Source organism: Streptomyces sp. NBC_00989, assembly GCF_045162655.1.
In the GTDB taxonomy this organism is placed as follows: Bacteria; Actinomycetota; Actinomycetes; order Streptomycetales; family Streptomycetaceae; genus Streptomyces.
Map to the genome: position 1 here is coordinate 50,661 of NZ_CP108729.1, position 15,430 is coordinate 66,090.

Consider the following 15,430-nt stretch of genomic DNA (forward strand, 5'->3'; position numbering starts at 1 on the left):
GAGAGCGGGGCCCTTCAATCGGCTTCGCTCGACGACGACCAGCCAGGTGGAGCGACTTCCGGGAGGAACTCGAAGAGTGCGTCGGTCGACCAGACCAACCCCAGGTCGGCATTCGGGTCGAGCCGTCCGCTGTAGATCCCCACAAGAGCCGTGACTGACTCCTCGTGCAGGTGAACGTGGCCGCCGGCGACGACGGGTTCGCCGGGCCGGATGTGCATCACGACGGGAGAACCGGACTGGCCGGGACGGGTTCGGGAGTCGAGGAGGAATGCGGGGAGCCCGTTCCACGGGGCGAGGGGCTCGCTTGCCACCGGAGCCGCTGTCCAGACGGCGTACGGCCAACTGCCCGTGTCTCCGAAGGGAAAGCCCAGTACGAAGAGGCGATCTGTGATCCGCAGCGGGATGACAGCGTCGGCGTCGCTGCCGAGCTCCGCACGGTGGTCTGTGGGGTACAGCTCCCGCACGGTGGGCCAGGTGTTGGGCATGAACACATCCACGGCGGTCTCCGGGACGCTGCCGATGTACAGGGCGGCGATATCGATCCGCCGATCGCCGGGGCTGCGAAACCTCGGACTGCTCTGGAACTCCTCGTCGTACAACTCGAAGTCCTGGTCGATGGGGTCGAAGCCGGTGGGGTCGAAACGGCCCTCACGTTGGCCCGCGAAGCGCACACGGACGAAGTCCGGGCGCAGACCGTCCTTGCGGATGGCATCTCCGATGTCGGAGCGACGGCCACTGAGGACGTGCCAGGCGGTAACGAGCCAGAAGCGGCCGGGGATTCCCACGAGAAAGCCGGTGGCCGGCCCGAGGAGCGCGTCACCGGCGTCTCCCCGCGAGCGATGCCAGGCCTCGATGTACAAGGCGGCAAACGACAACGGCTGCACGCTGCGGGCTCCTTGCATACAGAGAGCCTATGGCGCCGGGCACCGCACTACGCTGTCGCTGGTTCCTGCTCCGGTTGCGGGTGCCGGGCCTTCGTCCGCACAGCGGCCTCAACGCCGAAGCGAGTTTCGTCCTTCTCCTTGGCATGCTCGGTGACGGCCGCCTGGACCTCCTCGGCCAGATTCCGCCAGCGCTGCCAGGCCGTCTCGTAGGCCTCGGTCTGCTCCACCGTCCAGATCACCGTCGTGGGCTGGCCGTAGGTGTCCCGCAGTTCCAGGACCCGACCGTGCGCTGCGTCGGCCGATTTCTGCATTTCCACCAGTTCATCGAATGTGTGTGCCACGTCGACGGATCCTATGTCGCCTGTGGCGGGATGCCGGGCGCCGTTGCCGAGCGCGTCGGTCACACCTGTGTTCTACGGGACGGTCTCGCCCTGCGCCGTCCAGGTCCGCAGCACGTGTTCGTGGCCGTCTGTCTCCTCGATGAGCGACACCGTGACGTTCGGGTCGTGGCTGTACCCACTGGGTGTAGCAATCGCGGGCGGTCGAGACCCGCGTCCACTGGCCCTCCACGACCGGGCCATCAGTCTCAAACTGGAGCCGGGCGAGGTACTTGGTTCCCATCGTGTCCTCCGGCCTCATTGTCGGGTGCGGTGCGCCTCAAAGCCGTTCCTTTCTGGGCCCCGCCCCGCAGTGGCGCCCAGCCATAGGGTGCCGGTATGGCCTACACGTCGCTTCACCGCTCCGTCGGTGCCCTGCCCGGTCGCGTCACCGCCGCCATGCTCCAGCAGGCCGTCGATGTGCAGCTCGGCGAGAGCGACGACCTGGACTGGAAGCAGGACGGCAACGACCTGAAGGAGAACCGCGAACTCGCCAAGGACTTCGCGGCCTTGGCCAACGCGGCCGGCGGAATCATCGTCACCGGCGTCACGGAGAACGGCACCGGCAAGGCCGATGGCCTCCCCGGGGTCGACGATGCCCGCGCCCAGGCCCTCGCGAACAAGTTCCGCGGCATCGCCAACTCGCTGGTGCGGCCCTTCATCCCCGCCTTCACCGTCTACACCGTGCCACTGCCGGCCGTCCCGGATCACTCGGTCGTCGTCGTGGAAGTTCCCCGAAGCCCGGAGTCCCCGCACCTGGTCATCTGGGACAAGGACAGCTGGCGTTACCCGAAGCGGGCTGGTGAGGACACCGTCTGGCTGGGCGAGTCCGAGATGGAGGCGGCGTATACGCGACGCCTCGCCGCTCGACGGAACGCCCAGGAACACCTGCAGGATCTCGCCGACCAACTCGAACCGCACCTGGCACGCGAGACCCGCCGCGTGTGGGTGCTTGTCACCGCCACCTGCTCGGTACCTGCCCCGTACGACACCGCACCGGCCATCGACCCCCGGTCGGACGACCCGGGCATGACCGAGATCTTCGCCGCCCTGCCAACGGGCCTCAGCGACAGCTGGTTGAACTACCGACTGACCCAGCTCGCCCCGCTCGTCGGCCTGCGGCGCACGGTCTTCACCCAATCCCGTCCCTACACCGGGCAGTGCGACAGGGTCTACATCGAGCTCCACCACGACGGTTCGTTCGCCGGCGCCCTTCAGTCGACTTCCGCGCAGCAGCACGGGCCGGCCTTGCTGCCCCGGCTCGATTTTGAACACGCGGTTCGTGACCTGGTGACCGCGGCCGCCGTCCACGCCTCCCGCCGGGGAGCCGACGGCATGCTGCAGCTCCGCGCCGCCGTCGTCACCCCGGGCAACGTGATGGCACTCGCCAACCCCGGCGTTCAGTACGACCGGCAGGTCGACGGCAGCCTCGCCGTACGCCCCGAGCCCGTCCTCACCGAAGCTCCGCTCCAGGACTTGGCCGGCTCCCCGCAGAGCCGGCGCACCACGGCGAACCGTCTCCTGCTGGACCTCACGCACCAATTCGCCGTCGCGGAGTTGTTTCAGCCCTGACCGCTCTACAGGCTCATCGTTGACCTCGCGGTTCCCTTCCAGGAGAACGAGTGATCATCCTTGAGGCGAAGACGGGCGGCGGCTGGCCGGGACTTGCTGACAAGCACTTCCAGGCCGGCGCCAGATTCGCCCACTCGACGAACTCCATCGAGGCCGCCCACGCCTGGCTGATGGAACAACCACCCGCCGCCAACGAGTAGACCGTCTCGGGGACTTCGCCGCCCGTACATACGCCCTCGTAGGGCGTACGACTGCGCTATGCACCCCTCCGCCCGGCCCGCGCCGAAGGGGTGCCCGGCTCGGGCGGCGAAGCCCACAGAAATCCCGTGGGTCCCAGACCATCTGCGGCGCGGAATTCGGGCGATCGCCGCTCTCTCAAGCGTCGGGTTCCCCAAGTGCTCGGTCCATGATCGAGAAATCCGTTCCAAGAGGGTTGCCAGGGTACGGATAGAGGGGCTGCTTGGACGCGTACTGCGGGGTCATATCGTGGGGTGTGATCAAGATCGGCGCAGGGAGTCCTGCGCCCCAGTTCCGGATCCACCGTGAGGCCTGCCACCGGTATCGAGTACGGCGCAGGACAACGGCCCGTTCGTCGTTGTGCGGTTCGCCGTCCGGCCAGTAGACGACGTACCAGCAGCTCCTGCCGCGCACCGACTCCCACGCCCGCCATACCTTGCCGGACCAGCCGATGCGCTGCTTGTCGGGCTTGTCGGTACTCAATCCTCGTCCCCTCCGCCTCTGCCGATGGCTCAGGCATCGGTACCCCCGTCAGGGTTCCTTGCCTGCGTACCCTCATGCAACTGGCCAACATCGTCGAGGACTTCACGCGGAACGAGCCCAGGCTCTTGCGAGTTGCGCAGCCGGGTTTGCCGTCACCACGGCGTGCCGGGGTGCGCCTGCCGGAACCTCGACCACCGGACCTGGTCCGTGGTGTCGCGACCGTGCGATCCTGCCACGGATGATCTGCTCCCAGGGCCACCTGCGCGGCGTGCTGAAAGGCGCGGTCCGGAGCCCGCTTCGCCTCGGCGCACCTGTTGAAACGCTCGGCACGCTCATTAATCTGACCATGTCCCTCCCGCAGTGCAGCCGCGCGCCAGTCCATCCCTCATCGTCGCGGGGAATCCCGGCCGTCAGGTCGGGCGGGAATGCGGTCTTCGGCCTGGAAGTGCGGAGGGCCGGAGACCGCTTCGTTGTCAGTGGCGGCCGTTAGGTTGATGACAGAAACCGGAAAGGGGGTGGGCTGGATGATCCGTGCGTACAAGTTCCTCATGCGGCCCACCGTGGGCCAGGCCGCCGCGCTCGGTGAGATGCTGCGTGATCACTGCTCGCTCTACAACGGGGCGTTACAGGAACGCCGCGACGCCTACCGGCACGTCTCGATGACGAGCGTGAAGTACGGGCAGCAGTCCGCGCAGCTCAAGGACATCCGGGCGTTCGACCCGGAGCGGCAGGGGCGTTGGTCCTTCTCCTCCCAGCAGGCGACGCTTCGCCGACTGGACAAGGCGTTCACTGCGTTCTTCCGGCGGGTGAAGGCCGGGGACAAGCCGGGCTACCCGCGCTTTCGCGGGGCGACCTGGTTCGACACCGTGGACTTCCCCAAGGACGGCGACGGCTGCCGCTGGGACTCCACACCGCACGACCCCGTCACCCGCGTCCGCCTCCAAGGCGTCGGGCATGTCAAGGTCAACCAACACCGCCCGCTGGTCGGCAAGGTCAAGACCGTGTCGGTCAAGCGTGAGGGCCGCAAATGGTTCGTCGTGCTGACTGCCGAGCAGCCCCAGCCCGAACCGCTCCCGCCAACGGGCAGCGTGGTCGGCATCGACCTCGGGATCGCCTCGTTCCTCACCACCTCCAACGGCGAGCACTTCGCCAGTCCCCGCCACGCCCGCAAGGCCGCCGCGAAGCTCGAAGCCACGCAGCAGGCGTTGAGCCGGTTCCCGCGCCGCAAGGCCAAGGACCGTACCGGCAACCACCAGCGGGCCGTGGAGAAGGTCGGCCGGCTGAACGGCAAGGTGCGGCGCCAGCGCCTGGACCACGCCCACAAGATGGCGCTCGACCTGGTCCGCGCGCACGACTTCATCGCGCACGAAGACCTCAAGATCCGCAACATGAGCAAGGCCCCCGCCCCCAAGCCCGATCCCGGGACATCAGGCGTGTTTCTGCCCAACGGGGCCGCCGCGAAGGCCGGGCTCAACCGCAGTATCGCTGATGCCGGTTGGGGGGTGTTCCTGACGATCCTGCACGCCAAGGCTGAAAGCGCCGGACGGGAAGTGATCGCCGTTAACCCCCGCAACACCTCGCGCACCTGCCCCGAATGCGGGCACACCGCCAAGGAGAACCGGCCCACCCAGGAAAAGTTCCACTGCATTGCCTGCGGCCACACCGCGCACGCTGACGTCGTCGGAGCAACCAATGTCCTACGGGCCGGGCTGGTCCGTCGCAACGCCAACCAGGCATAGCGAGAAGCCACCCCGTTTACGGGGTGGAGGAGTCACCCCGGCCTTCTCCCAGTCAGTCATACATGGCCACCCGCAGCACCTCGGCCGCCTCCGCGGCGGACACTGGCCCGGCGACGACAACGGCCGCGACTGCGGTGCTGAACTGGGGCCACGCCTCGTGCGCCTCGGCGAAGCACGCCCGCCACTGCTCCGGCGTCGACTGCTCGTTCCAGAGCACATCGGAAAACCGCCACCACGCGGCCGACAGCAGCTTCGTGTTCGCGATCAATCCGCCGTACGCCTCCCGGCGCGCGGCCTCGCGCCGGTGCTCGCGGTCGGACTGCAACTGCCGTTGCTGCTGGCGCTGTTGACCGAGTACGGAGACCCAGCCGCCGGCCACGGCCCCCAGCGCGCCGATCGCCGCGCCCACCACACCCGTCACGCTCGCGTCCATCACGGCGCATTAGACCGCGACGAGGCATTCGCGGCCAGAGCGCCCACAGATGAGGTCTGCGTCCCCGGGTACTTCCTCGTGGTCGCCAACTTCATCATGTGGGCGAAGAACAAGGCACCGTGGCCGAGTCGATCGTCGCGTACGCCATCGCCATCACCGACACGTCCCGAGCTCGACTCCATTCCCGATGTCGACTTCTACTCCGGGACGATCTACGTGATTCCAACGTCCTGCTGCCGCCCGAGGTCACCGAGGCGATGCTCATCCTCGACAACGCCATCGCCGACGGCGGCACCTCGGCACCGGGGTGCGGTACGCCGAACTGGGTGCGTCCGGTGAACAGGTCCTGATAGAGCCCATGGTCAACGACGTCGCACTGCACGTACCGACGGGGACGCGGCACTCATGGGACGACGGGACAGTGAAGCGCTTGAGCCCCGAACCGCACGGCGTCGACCTTGCGCGTACGGCGCCCGGGGCGGTGTTCGTGCAGCTGAAACACGTGGTCCGGGATACCCGGCTGTCCGCCGGTGTCGTGCCGGGCACGGACACCTCTTTGTCAGTCCCGGCCGGTAGCGTCATGGGTGTCAGGACTCTGTGCGCTCCCAAAGAGCCCTGGAAGTGCGGACTTTGCTTGGCGGCAGCCGCATCCCAGGGCTCTCGGTCGTCCCGAGTCCCCCACCCCTCGTGTACGGGCAGTAGGAGAAACCCTTGACTGACATTCTTGAAGCTACAGCACAGGTAGGACAATCCCTCCGACCTGCGGAAACGGATACGAACGCCCCCGCCGGGTCGAGCGGAGCGCTCGCCACCGACGCAGCCGTCGCTCCGGTGGGGATGCCGGCCTCCCGATGACCGTCTTCCTCATCACTCCCGGCCTGTTGCTCATCTTGATGGTGTCGGGGGCCGTCGGCGTCGCCGTGTACCTCCAGACGAAGAGGCGCAGTACCGAGGTTCCGGGCGCCGGCGACCTGGGCACGGCGATCATGTCGGCCGCGGCCGTCGCGGCGGTCTTGGTGTCGATCGGGATGGCGGCCGTGCCTTCGGGGTCGACCGACCCGCCCAACGGCGGCTCGGTTCCCACGTGTTCGTCCCTCTCCCGCGAATGCTGATGGCGTCTCGTAGTCCTTCCGTGCGGGTGTTGGTGGTCGCGTCACCAACACCCGCACAACGGGTACACGGCCGCCGGTGATGACGTCGACGCGAAGAAGATGCTCGCCTACCGCGGCTGGTGGGTCACGAACTGCGTAGTCGGGTGACCGTGACCACTTCCCTGATGATTGAGCGAGTTCAAGCGTCAGGGGAGATCGTTGTTAGGCACGTGGCAAGTGGTGCGGGTACCGGAGCCGGGCCTGTGGGGTGAGCTGCCCTCGGAGGGGGTCCTGGGGGTGCGGGATCTGCCGGAGGCGGTGGCCGGGATCGGTCTGAAGCCGGGCGATCCGGTGTTCGTACGGCCGGACGGGACGGTTGATGCGGATCTTCTCGATTTCGTCCGGTCGGGCACGTTCAGGAACTTGGAGCGGAGTCGAAGCGCAACTATTCGACGGATATGCGGCTGCTGCTGGATTTCCTGTCCTCGCGGGATGTCCCGTGGCGGCGGGCGACGCAGCAGGATCTGGATGACTTCCGGGACTGGCGGTGCGATGCGCCGCAGAACCCGGAGCGGATCAGCGGAACGAAGTGGGACCGGGAGGCGGCGGCGTTCACCAAGTTGTTCCGGTGGGGGAAGGTGAGCCCGCTGCCGGTGGACGTCTCGCGGCGAGAGGACCGGGCGGCCGATTCGGTCAGCTCGCGGGTGTCGTGGCTGACGCCGCGGACGTGGGGTCTGTGGTCCGACATCGGCCTGCGGGGCCACTCCCGGGCTGGGATGCCGGCTCCGGGGTGGGAGTCGCGGACGGAGATGCGGAATACGAGCTTCGTGCAGTTGCTGCTTTCCTCGGCTCTGCGGAGGCAGGAGGGTGGGTCGCTGCTGACGTTCGAGCTGCCGACCCGGCGTCTTCGGCACGGCCGGTACTGCCACGGCCGGATTGCCGGGGCAGTGACCCGGTCGAAGAACAGCCGGGTGTTTTACGCCTCGGTCGACGCGGTCGGTCAGGTCGAGGCGTACATCCAGTCCGAGCGGGCGTTGGCCGTCCAACGGGCCCAGGCCGCGGGCCGCTACGAGCGGCTGGAGGAGATGCGGCTGATCACCCGGGTGACAGGCGGCCCGCGGACGAAGGTGGAGTGGGTCGACCGGAACGGCGTCCTGGGCGGGCGGGAGCTGAGCCGTCTGGGCTGGGTCGAGCGGCAGTCGTTGTTCCTGGAGGGGCCGGACGGGCCGGAGCCGGCGTATCTGTGGCTGTCCGAGCAGGGCCTGCCGATGGCTCCCGAGCGGTGGAGCGGGGTGTTCCGGGCGGCGAACCTGCGCTGCGAGGAGGTCCTGCTCACCGCGGGGGAGCGGGCGTTCACCCGGGATTTCCGGCTGGCGGAGGTGCGGGGCAAGAGCCCGTACGCCACCCCGCACTCCACCCGGCACTCGGCGGCGCTCTACCTGCTGGTGCTGCTTAACGAGCTGTTCGAGTCCCGTTACGGGCTGTCGAAGGCCGAGCGGCGGGACTTCGCCCTGCTGTTCGGTGATCCGTGGTGGCTGGTGAAGACGATCCTGGGGCACGCGGACGTGGAGACCACGAAACGGCACTACCTCGCGCCGGTCGCGCACCTGCAACTGGAGTCGATCCTGGCCATGGCCGAGACCGACAGCGGCCAGGACCAGCAGGTCGGGGACATGGACGGGATCTTCGCCCGGCTTGCCCGGGAGACGGCCGGGATCCAGGACATCGACGCCCTGCTGGGCACGGCGGCCTCGTGAGCGGGCGTGGACGCAAGGCCGTCCTGCCGCCGGCCGGGCATCGCACCGAGCCCCCGCTGGCGCCGGGCGGCTTCGTCGTGACGGTCACCAACAAGGCCGGCTACGGGAAGGAGTTCGACTTCACCGGGTTGCCGGTCGCGGGGCCGGTGCAGCAATCGCTGGCCGCGGCGTTCGCCGCCCTGTCCCGCGGCTGGACCTGCCACAAGACCGCCGGGTCGTACTGGGGCAGGATCAGGGTGTTCGCGGCGTTCGTGTCCGGGCTGGAGGAGCCGCCCGGTGACCTGGACGCACTGACCGCCGCCACCATGCGGGACTGGCGGGAGCGGCACATCGGCACCAACACCGGCAGGGGCACGCTCCGATCGGTCCGCCTGATGCTGCGGCGGGATCCCCGGCTGGCCGTCGGCCCGGTGGCGGAGGAACTGGCCCGCCGGATATCCGGGCCGACGCCGAGGAGGCAGTCCTACGGACAGGCCGAGCGGGACCGGGTCGTGCTGGCCGCCCAGCGTCAGTTCCGGGCGGCCTGGCTGCGGATCTGCGAGAACACGCGCCTGCTGGACAGGTGGCGGGCGGGCGGGGTCACCGTGGGCAGTCGCGAGTGGAGGATCGGGAGGATCCTGGACCACCTCGCCCGCACCGGCGATGTCCCCCTGACCCTCTGCCCGAGCGGGCGGGCCCAGGCGACGCATTACACGCTGCTGGGCGGCCGCGGTGTGGAGAGGACCTGGGGCAGGCTGTTTGCGACCCGTGGGGAGCTCACCGCGCTGGCGGTGCTCCTGACCGACAGGTTCGGATGGAACCTGTCCCTCTACGACCGTCTGCCGGCGCCGACCACGGCACCGTCGGCCGGCGAGACGGCTTCGGTGACCTACCAGGTCCAGATCGAGAAGCACCGTGCGGGCGGCGGACGGTGGTTCTCCACCGAGAACATCACCGATTCGGGGGCAGACTCGCCCGGCCGGCTCATCACCCAGGCGCTGGAGGTCACCGCTCACGCACGCGCGCTGGCCAACATACTGAAGCCGGGCAGCGATCTGCTGATGGCCGCCCGCGCCTACCAGCGCGAACAGCAGCACCGGCACCTGGACCGGCCCGCCCCGGTGGGGCCGCTGGCCTTCGGGGTCTCCGAGCGCATGGCGCAGCGGTGGGCCCACAACCACGCGCTGGGCGGGTCACCGTTCCAGCGGGCCCGCCGCACGACGGTGACCGACCAGGGCCGGCCCCTGCAGCACACCCGGGGCACCCACGAGAGCGTCTACGTGCTGCCCGACCACCGGGTCCAGCATGCTTCGCGCGAGGTGTTCGAGGCCGGGGCCCGCGAGGCCCTGGAGCAGGCCCACACCGTCGTCTTCGGCGGGACGGTCACCGACGGGCCGGACCCAGGCCATCAGCAGACGGCGACGGTGGACTGCCAGGACGAGCAGACCAGTCCCTGGCCGGCTCCCGGAGGCGGCTGCGCAGCGGACTTCCTGCTCTGCCTGGCCTGCCCCAACGCGCACGTCCATCCCGGCCACCATCCCCGGCTCGCCCACCTGCACCAGCAGATCCTGAGCCTGCGCTCCGCCCTGGACGACCGCACCTTCGGCGCCGGTTGGAACAGCCACCTGCAGCGGCTTCAGGACCTGCGCGGCAGAATCGGCCCGGCCGCCTGGAGCGCCGCCCTGGCCCGCGTCACCGAAACCGACCGCACCGTTGTCCAACTCCTGGTGAACAAGGACCTCGCCCCGTGACCAGCCCCGCCGCTGAGAACGACCCCTACCTCCTGGCACTGCCCGGCCCCGGCAGCCCCGTGGTGCTGCCCCGGTGGATCAGCGACGGCAACACCCACCCGGGCGCCCGCTACGCCGATCCGGTATGGCCGTTGGCCCCGCTCATCGACAACCCCGGCACGCGACTGGTCAAGATCCACTGGAAGAACTGCCCGGCATCCCTGCTCGGCGAGGTGAAACTGGCGGCCTGGACGATGATCAACGGCCAGCTGCGGCCCACCTACCTCCAAGACCGCGGGGCCGCGGCCCGGCCTCGGGCGTCTGCCGGGGAGACGCTGGTGACCTGCGGTGAGTGGATGCGGCTGGCGCGCTGGCTGCATGAGCGGCGCATCACCAGTCTCGGCGAGTGCACCGAGGAGGTGTGGCGGGTCTACCTGTCCGACCGCTGGAAGGGCGGCGTCTCCCGCGGCCACGCGGAGAAAGTGTGCGGCTGGCTGTCGGATCTGTGGGCGTTCGATCAGCTCAGCGCCCGCCCCGCAGGCGTCGCCCGGCCGCCGTGGGAGAACGAGGGCATCGATGACTTCCTGCCCGCGACCGTCACGGCCGCAGGCAGGGAGAACACCACGGAGCCGCTGGACCCGCAGGTCCTCGGTCCGCTGCTGGTCTGGGCGATCCGGTTCACCGACGACTTCGCCGACGACATCCTCGCAGCCTGGGCCGAACGCCGCCGCCTGACCGCGCTGGCCACGCCCGGCGGGGGTACCCCGGAAAGCCGGGCGGCCCTGGAGGAGTTCCTGCTGCCCCTCATCCGGTGCGGCGGGGCGCTTCCCACGGTCCGGATGCACGGCAGGCGACGGCTGGCCAGCACCTACATCTCCGCTCTCACCGGCGCGAGCTTCGGCCAGATCGACGGGTTCGCCGCAGACCACCGGCTCTCGGCCCTGGTCGGCGAACGGCCAGGATCGTGTCCGTTGCAGGTGGAGGTCACCGGACGGATCGGCGGGAAGCCCTGGCGCGAGCACAGGGACTACGGCGAGGCCGCCGAACTGATGCGGCACCTGGGAACAGCCGCAGCCATCTTGTGCCTGTATCTGACGGGTATGCGCCCGCAGGAGGTCCAGGGCCTGCGGGCGGGCTGCTGCCCCGACCCCGAGCCCGCCGCCGATGGCGCACTCGGACGGCACCTGATCCGCAGCCGGCACTACAAGAACGTCTCCGACGACGACGGCAACCACGTCTCAGCGGGCGCCGAACGCGAGATCCCGTGGGTGGCCATCACTCCGGTCGTCCGCGCCATCCGCATCCTGGAACGCATGGTCCCCCCAGGCGAACTCCTCCTGTCCGGCGCCCATCATGACGTCGCTCTCCAGCGCGGCTACCCCGGAGCCTTGAAATATTCCGCGCTGAACAAGCGGATCGAGGATTTCACGGCCTGGGCGAACCGCGAGGCCGAAGCCCGGGGCCTGTCCGGGCAGGCAATCCCCCCGGACCCGCACGGCAGAGTCGGTCTGGTGCGGTTCCGCCGCAGCCTGGCCTGGCACATCGCCCGCCGCCCGGGCGGACTGATCGCGCTCGCGATCCAGTACGGGCACATGCGCACCGTCCTGGACGCCCGGACCTCCAGCGGCTACGGATCCCGCAGCCGCGGCGGTATCCACTCCGTCCTCGACATCGAGACCGCCCTCGCCGCCGCCGACACCGCAGCCAGGCTCCGCGATCAGACAGCCGCCGGCGAGAAGATATCCGGCCCGGCCGCCCGCCGGGCCCTGACCGCCGCCGCGACAACACCCCGGTTCGAGGGCAGGATCGTCCCCGCGACGTTCGCGAAGAAGGCCGCGGCATTCCTCGCCCGCGACGGCATCGTGCTGTTCGACAACCCCGAAGCGCTGCTGATCTGCGCGTTCAAACGGGAGAACGCCCTGTGCGAACCCGACCCGGGGGCGAACGCGCCCAGGCAGTACGACTGCCGGCCCGGCTGCGGGAACGCCGTCCGCACCGACACCCACGCACGCCTCTTGCGGGAACGCGCCGCCGAACTCGACCAGCTCGCCGCCGCAGCACCCGGCCCGCTCGGAGCCCGGCTCACGGCCAACGCCGACCGCCTTCGCGAAACGGCCGCCGCCCACGAGATGACCGCCCAGACCGCAAAGGCCCTGACATGACCCAACAGCCCCGGCACGACGACGAACGGACCCGCATCCACGAAGCGATGAACCGGCTCCTGGCCGGACGGCCCACCGCCTCCGACGGCAGCCTCACCATCGTCGCGCTTGCCGCCGAAGCCGGTGTCCACCGCATGGCCCTCATGAAGCGGCACGCGGACCTGAAGAACACCTTCTACGAACGCGTCCGCACCGAGACCCCACAGACCCCGGAACCCGAGAAACGACTCCGGGAAACCGTCACCCAGCTCAAAAAGACGATCAAGAACCAGAAGATGGAGATCGACGAACTCCGCCAGCAAGTCACCCGCCTCACCCTTGCCAGCGCCGTCCTCGCCCAAACGAAGGACAGCCCGCCACCACCCACCCCGGCCGCCGACAATGTCATCCCGTTCCGGGCACCCACCACCTGACACCCCAGGAATGGACGAGGATGCGGCGCATCGACCGCTCGGCCGAGCACGGCGCCTTCCAGCGACGAGGATGCCCAGCGGCGGCGAGGGGCTGCACCATGAACCTCAAGGCTCCGGGTGGTACCGGCCTTGGTACTGGTGGGCTCGCCTATTCAACTGTCGTCAGTTCCTGAGCGAGCCCACCAGTACCAAGGCCGGCACCCGCCGATCCCTTCGCCCAGGACAAGGGCGACATCACCGACGCTCTGCCGCTGTGCGCGCCCTGCTACGCCGCGATCACCCCGCTCGCCGAACCGCCCGCCGACTAGACCAGACACTTACTTCTTGAGGTTGGACACGTGGAGTCCGAGGGCCAGGCTTGGTGGTTTCTCCCACGTCGGAGGCTGCTCGCCGAGGTGCTGCGCTGCACCATCGGCGGTGAGCCGGACGACAGCCCGGAAGAACTTGACGCAGTCGTCGGCGTCGGTCAGTCGGAGCGTCGGAGCTGCCTTGAGCTTGGCGGACGACTGGGGGTCCCGGACGGCTTCCAGGATCGGAAGCGGGGTGATGGTGTCGTGCCCGTGGGCGACGTCGTGCCGGACACGGAGCCATTGGAAGATCACCTTCTCAACGTGCCAGGGTTCCACCAGAACGTCCTGCTTCCCCTGGCCTCCTCTCTGGTTCCAGGTCCAGTGGGGTCGGGGGTCGTATCCGGCTCTTTTGAGGAGCGACTGGACCTGTCCCGGTTGTGGAGTGGAGAACTTCTCCAGGGCGGCGTTGAAGTCGATCTCCCACTGGTCCATGGCCGCGAGTAGGAGGTGAGTTCCCGTTGCCGCCTTGCGGGCTTCGGTGAGGGCTTCGTCCCGCAGGGACTTGGCGACGTCCTGGATGAACGCCTGCCAGGACGCGACGGCGAGGACTATGGTGCCGCGGTTCACTGACGGCTCGACGCTCCGTTTGCCGGGGCCGCCGCTGCCTGCGGCCCTGTGCACTGCGATCAGGTTGTCGCAGTGCTTCATCGCGCTGGAGTAGTTGTCGACCGCGTTCTGGATGTCCATCTCCGTCAGCTCTCCTCTGCCGTGGCGGGTCCCTGGCAGAGCTGATTGTCACTCAGCTGGGCACGGGGCGAAGGGGGATCTTGCGGAAGATCCGTGCACCGCAGCGAGGGCACCCCGACCAGGACCGGAGGCGTCTCAACGAACCCCAGCGGCAAAGTGGATATAGACGATCATGATCGTTCTCGGCGCCAACCGCTGTACCGATGTTCCATGAGGCCGTAGACCTGTTGCCCCCAACGGGTCCAACTGGTGTCGACCTGGTCCGCGAATCACGGACCGCGCCACGTCCTTCAATCCGAAGGTGGCGGTGACCAGCGGGACGGCGAAGGCCTTCACCGCTTCCTGGTGGGAGGCCCCTTGGTTTCGAAGGCGCCGAGCCTGCCGCCGAGTCGGACCGGGCTCCCGGCACCTCTTAACCCACGTTTTTGAGATCTTGGTCTTCGGGAGCCAGATCCAGGCGGACGCGCCGCATCATGTCGGGACATCGTGGTCACTTCTTCTGTCCCTCGTCCTCGACGTCCCCGGCGGCCTGCTCCACCATCCGTTCGATGTCCGCGTCGATCCGCTGCAGTTCGTTGACCACGAGGCCCCACGCCAGGCCGCGCAGCTCCTCCGGCACCTCGTCGTCGATGAAGTCTGCGAGCCGGGATATCTCCGAGCGGGCCCCCTCCTCGTCGGCCTCCGTCGGGCTACTCATCGCATCCCACACCAACCGGCCCACCGCGAGAGTGCCCCGGCCTATAGCCCCGAACACCGCTCCGAAATCAGGCACTGCCCCCTCCTCACGCTTCGTTTCCCCGTTGCCGCGCATCCCGGCGGTACATCGTTTCTCATCGCTGACCTGCTGGACGCTCCTTAACCCACGTTTTTGAGATCTTGGTCTTCGACGATCCCGGGGCCGGCGGGAACATACGGCGTGCTGTGCTGACGACAGAGCATTACCCCTGTTGGCACTAACAGACCTAACTGGTACTGACCTGGTCTTCCTCGCCACTCTCGCGGACAGGACCAGACAGTGCTTCAGCCTCCTGCAGGAGCCGGTCCACGAGGGTGAAGTCCCCCAGCTCGACCGCGAGCGCAGCGCGCTGTCACCAGCCGCAAACGACGTTCTGCGGTCCTGGAGCCCGGAACGTAGGACCGCTGATCAGCGGGAACGGAGCGAGTCATCGAACCGGAATCAAGATCAGCCAGATGTCGCTACTGACCGTTCCGACCCTCCCCGAGGGCCTGGTGGGCCGTTGAGACCTGGGCTGAGCTGGGATTTCAGCAGCCTGTCTGTGAATGAGCCTGCTCCGGGACATATGTCGTTTGATACTTCATCAGGATCGGAAGCCATGTGCCGAGCTCACCCTTACCGAGCGTTAGTAAAGAGAAGGCAAAAATCCATCGGCGGGGTAAGGCATGGCCGCCGCCCATCAGAGGAGAGGGGTGGAAGGAAGGGCGGCAATAAAACCCCTCTCCTCCCAGAGGTGGACGCAGCTTGCAGTCGGGCTCCCGGCAAAGAGTCACCGAGGACCAAGCCGCCGGACAACCACC

At 68.5% G+C, this 15,430-nt stretch carries 14 protein-coding genes and 1 pseudogene; 9 read left to right on the plus strand and 6 right to left on the minus strand.

Annotated features, from left to right (window positions below):
• Window positions 1–14: 14 nt before the first annotated feature.
• Both OG714_RS54465 and OG714_RS54470 read right to left on the minus strand, forming a co-directional pair.
• Window positions 15–884 (minus strand): trypsin-like peptidase domain-containing protein, encoded by an 870-nt coding sequence (locus tag OG714_RS54465; RefSeq protein ID WP_406132274.1) that lies wholly within the window; start codon window positions 882–884, stop codon window positions 15–17.
• Between the two features lie 47 nt (window positions 885–931).
• Complete coding sequence (locus OG714_RS54470) at window positions 932–1,288, minus strand: hypothetical protein (protein WP_331732081.1); 357 nt, start codon at window positions 1,286–1,288, stop codon at window positions 932–934.
• Window positions 1,289–1,600: 312 nt separating this feature from the next.
• On the opposite strand from OG714_RS54470, the gene OG714_RS54475 reads away from it, so the two are divergent.
• The 3 genes from OG714_RS54475 (at window position 1,601) to OG714_RS54485 (ending at window position 5,292) form a co-directional block, all read left to right on the plus strand.
• Window positions 1,601–2,833 (plus strand): ATP-binding protein, encoded by a 1,233-nt coding sequence (locus tag OG714_RS54475; RefSeq protein ID WP_331732084.1) that lies wholly within the window; start codon window positions 1,601–1,603, stop codon window positions 2,831–2,833.
• Between the two features lie 50 nt (window positions 2,834–2,883).
• On the plus strand, window positions 2,884–3,033 hold the full coding sequence (locus tag OG714_RS54480) for a hypothetical protein (protein WP_331732087.1): 150 nt from the start codon (window positions 2,884–2,886) through the stop codon (window positions 3,031–3,033).
• 1,044 nt (window positions 3,034–4,077) lie between these two features.
• A complete protein-coding gene (locus OG714_RS54485; protein ID WP_331732710.1) occupies window positions 4,078–5,292 on the plus strand; it encodes a transposase in 1,215 nt (404 codons plus the stop codon).
• Between the two features lie 52 nt (window positions 5,293–5,344).
• Here OG714_RS54485 and OG714_RS54490 read toward each other — a convergent pair whose 3' ends face one another.
• Window positions 5,345–5,725, minus strand: coding sequence for a hypothetical protein (locus tag OG714_RS54490; RefSeq protein WP_331732093.1), 381 nt, complete (start codon window positions 5,723–5,725; stop codon window positions 5,345–5,347).
• Window positions 5,726–5,823: 98 nt separating this feature from the next.
• Between OG714_RS54490 and OG714_RS54495 the strand changes: the two genes are divergently transcribed.
• From OG714_RS54495 to OG714_RS54520, 6 genes are all read left to right on the plus strand, one after another.
• Entirely contained in the window at window positions 5,824–6,075 is a 252-nt protein-coding gene (locus OG714_RS54495) for a hypothetical protein (RefSeq protein ID WP_406132277.1), read from the plus strand.
• Between the two features lie 501 nt (window positions 6,076–6,576).
• Window positions 6,577–6,837, plus strand: a complete 261-nt coding sequence (locus tag OG714_RS54500; RefSeq protein WP_331732099.1) for a hypothetical protein — start codon at window positions 6,577–6,579, stop codon at window positions 6,835–6,837.
• Window positions 6,838–7,274: 437 nt separating this feature from the next.
• On the plus strand, window positions 7,275–8,573 hold the full coding sequence (locus OG714_RS54505; protein WP_331732102.1) for an integrase: 1,299 nt from the start codon (window positions 7,275–7,277) through the stop codon (window positions 8,571–8,573).
• Entirely contained in the window at window positions 8,570–10,303 is a 1,734-nt protein-coding gene (locus OG714_RS54510) for a hypothetical protein (RefSeq protein WP_331732105.1), read from the plus strand. The genes OG714_RS54505 and OG714_RS54510 overlap by 4 nt, the downstream gene beginning before the upstream one ends.
• A complete protein-coding gene (locus OG714_RS54515) occupies window positions 10,300–12,444 on the plus strand; it encodes an integrase (RefSeq protein ID WP_331732107.1) in 2,145 nt (714 codons plus the stop codon). The genes OG714_RS54510 and OG714_RS54515 overlap by 4 nt, the downstream gene beginning before the upstream one ends.
• Complete coding sequence (locus tag OG714_RS54520) at window positions 12,441–12,857, plus strand: hypothetical protein (RefSeq protein ID WP_331732110.1); 417 nt, start codon at window positions 12,441–12,443, stop codon at window positions 12,855–12,857. The genes OG714_RS54515 and OG714_RS54520 overlap by 4 nt, the downstream gene beginning before the upstream one ends.
• A gap of 317 nt (window positions 12,858–13,174) precedes the next feature.
• Here OG714_RS54520 and OG714_RS54525 read toward each other — a convergent pair whose 3' ends face one another.
• The 3 genes and pseudogenes from OG714_RS54525 to OG714_RS54535 all read right to left on the minus strand — a co-directional run.
• Entirely contained in the window at window positions 13,175–13,894 is a 720-nt protein-coding gene (locus OG714_RS54525; protein WP_331732113.1) for a hypothetical protein, read from the minus strand.
• A 490-nt stretch (window positions 13,895–14,384) separates the two neighbouring features.
• Complete coding sequence (locus tag OG714_RS54530) at window positions 14,385–14,591, minus strand: hypothetical protein (protein ID WP_406132279.1); 207 nt, start codon at window positions 14,589–14,591, stop codon at window positions 14,385–14,387.
• A gap of 265 nt (window positions 14,592–14,856) precedes the next feature.
• Window positions 14,857–14,967, minus strand: a pseudogene (locus tag OG714_RS54535) (DUF6420 family protein); the annotation flags it as partial.
• Between the last annotated feature and the right edge of the window lie 463 nt (window positions 14,968–15,430).

Bases quoted from the DNA above. Each gene is read 5' to 3' on its own strand.
- OG714_RS54475 (WP_331732084.1), top strand. From the start codon at position 1,601: ATGGCCTACACGTCGCTTCACCGCTCCGTCGGTGCCCTGCCCGGTCGC.
- OG714_RS54485 (WP_331732710.1), top strand. From the start codon at position 4,078: ATGATCCGTGCGTACAAGTTCCTCATGCGGCCCACCGTGGGCCAGGCC.
- OG714_RS54490 (WP_331732093.1), bottom strand. From the start codon at position 5,725: ATGGACGCGAGCGTGACGGGTGTGGTGGGCGCGGCGATCGGCGCGCTG.
- OG714_RS54500 (WP_331732099.1), top strand. From the start codon at position 6,577: ATGACCGTCTTCCTCATCACTCCCGGCCTGTTGCTCATCTTGATGGTG.
- OG714_RS54505 (WP_331732102.1), top strand. From the start codon at position 7,275: ATGCGGCTGCTGCTGGATTTCCTGTCCTCGCGGGATGTCCCGTGGCGG.
- OG714_RS54520 (WP_331732110.1), top strand. From the start codon at position 12,441: ATGACCCAACAGCCCCGGCACGACGACGAACGGACCCGCATCCACGAA.
- OG714_RS54525 (WP_331732113.1), bottom strand. From the start codon at position 13,894: ATGGACATCCAGAACGCGGTCGACAACTACTCCAGCGCGATGAAGCAC.
- OG714_RS54530 (WP_406132279.1), bottom strand. From the start codon at position 14,591: ATGAGTAGCCCGACGGAGGCCGACGAGGAGGGGGCCCGCTCGGAGATA.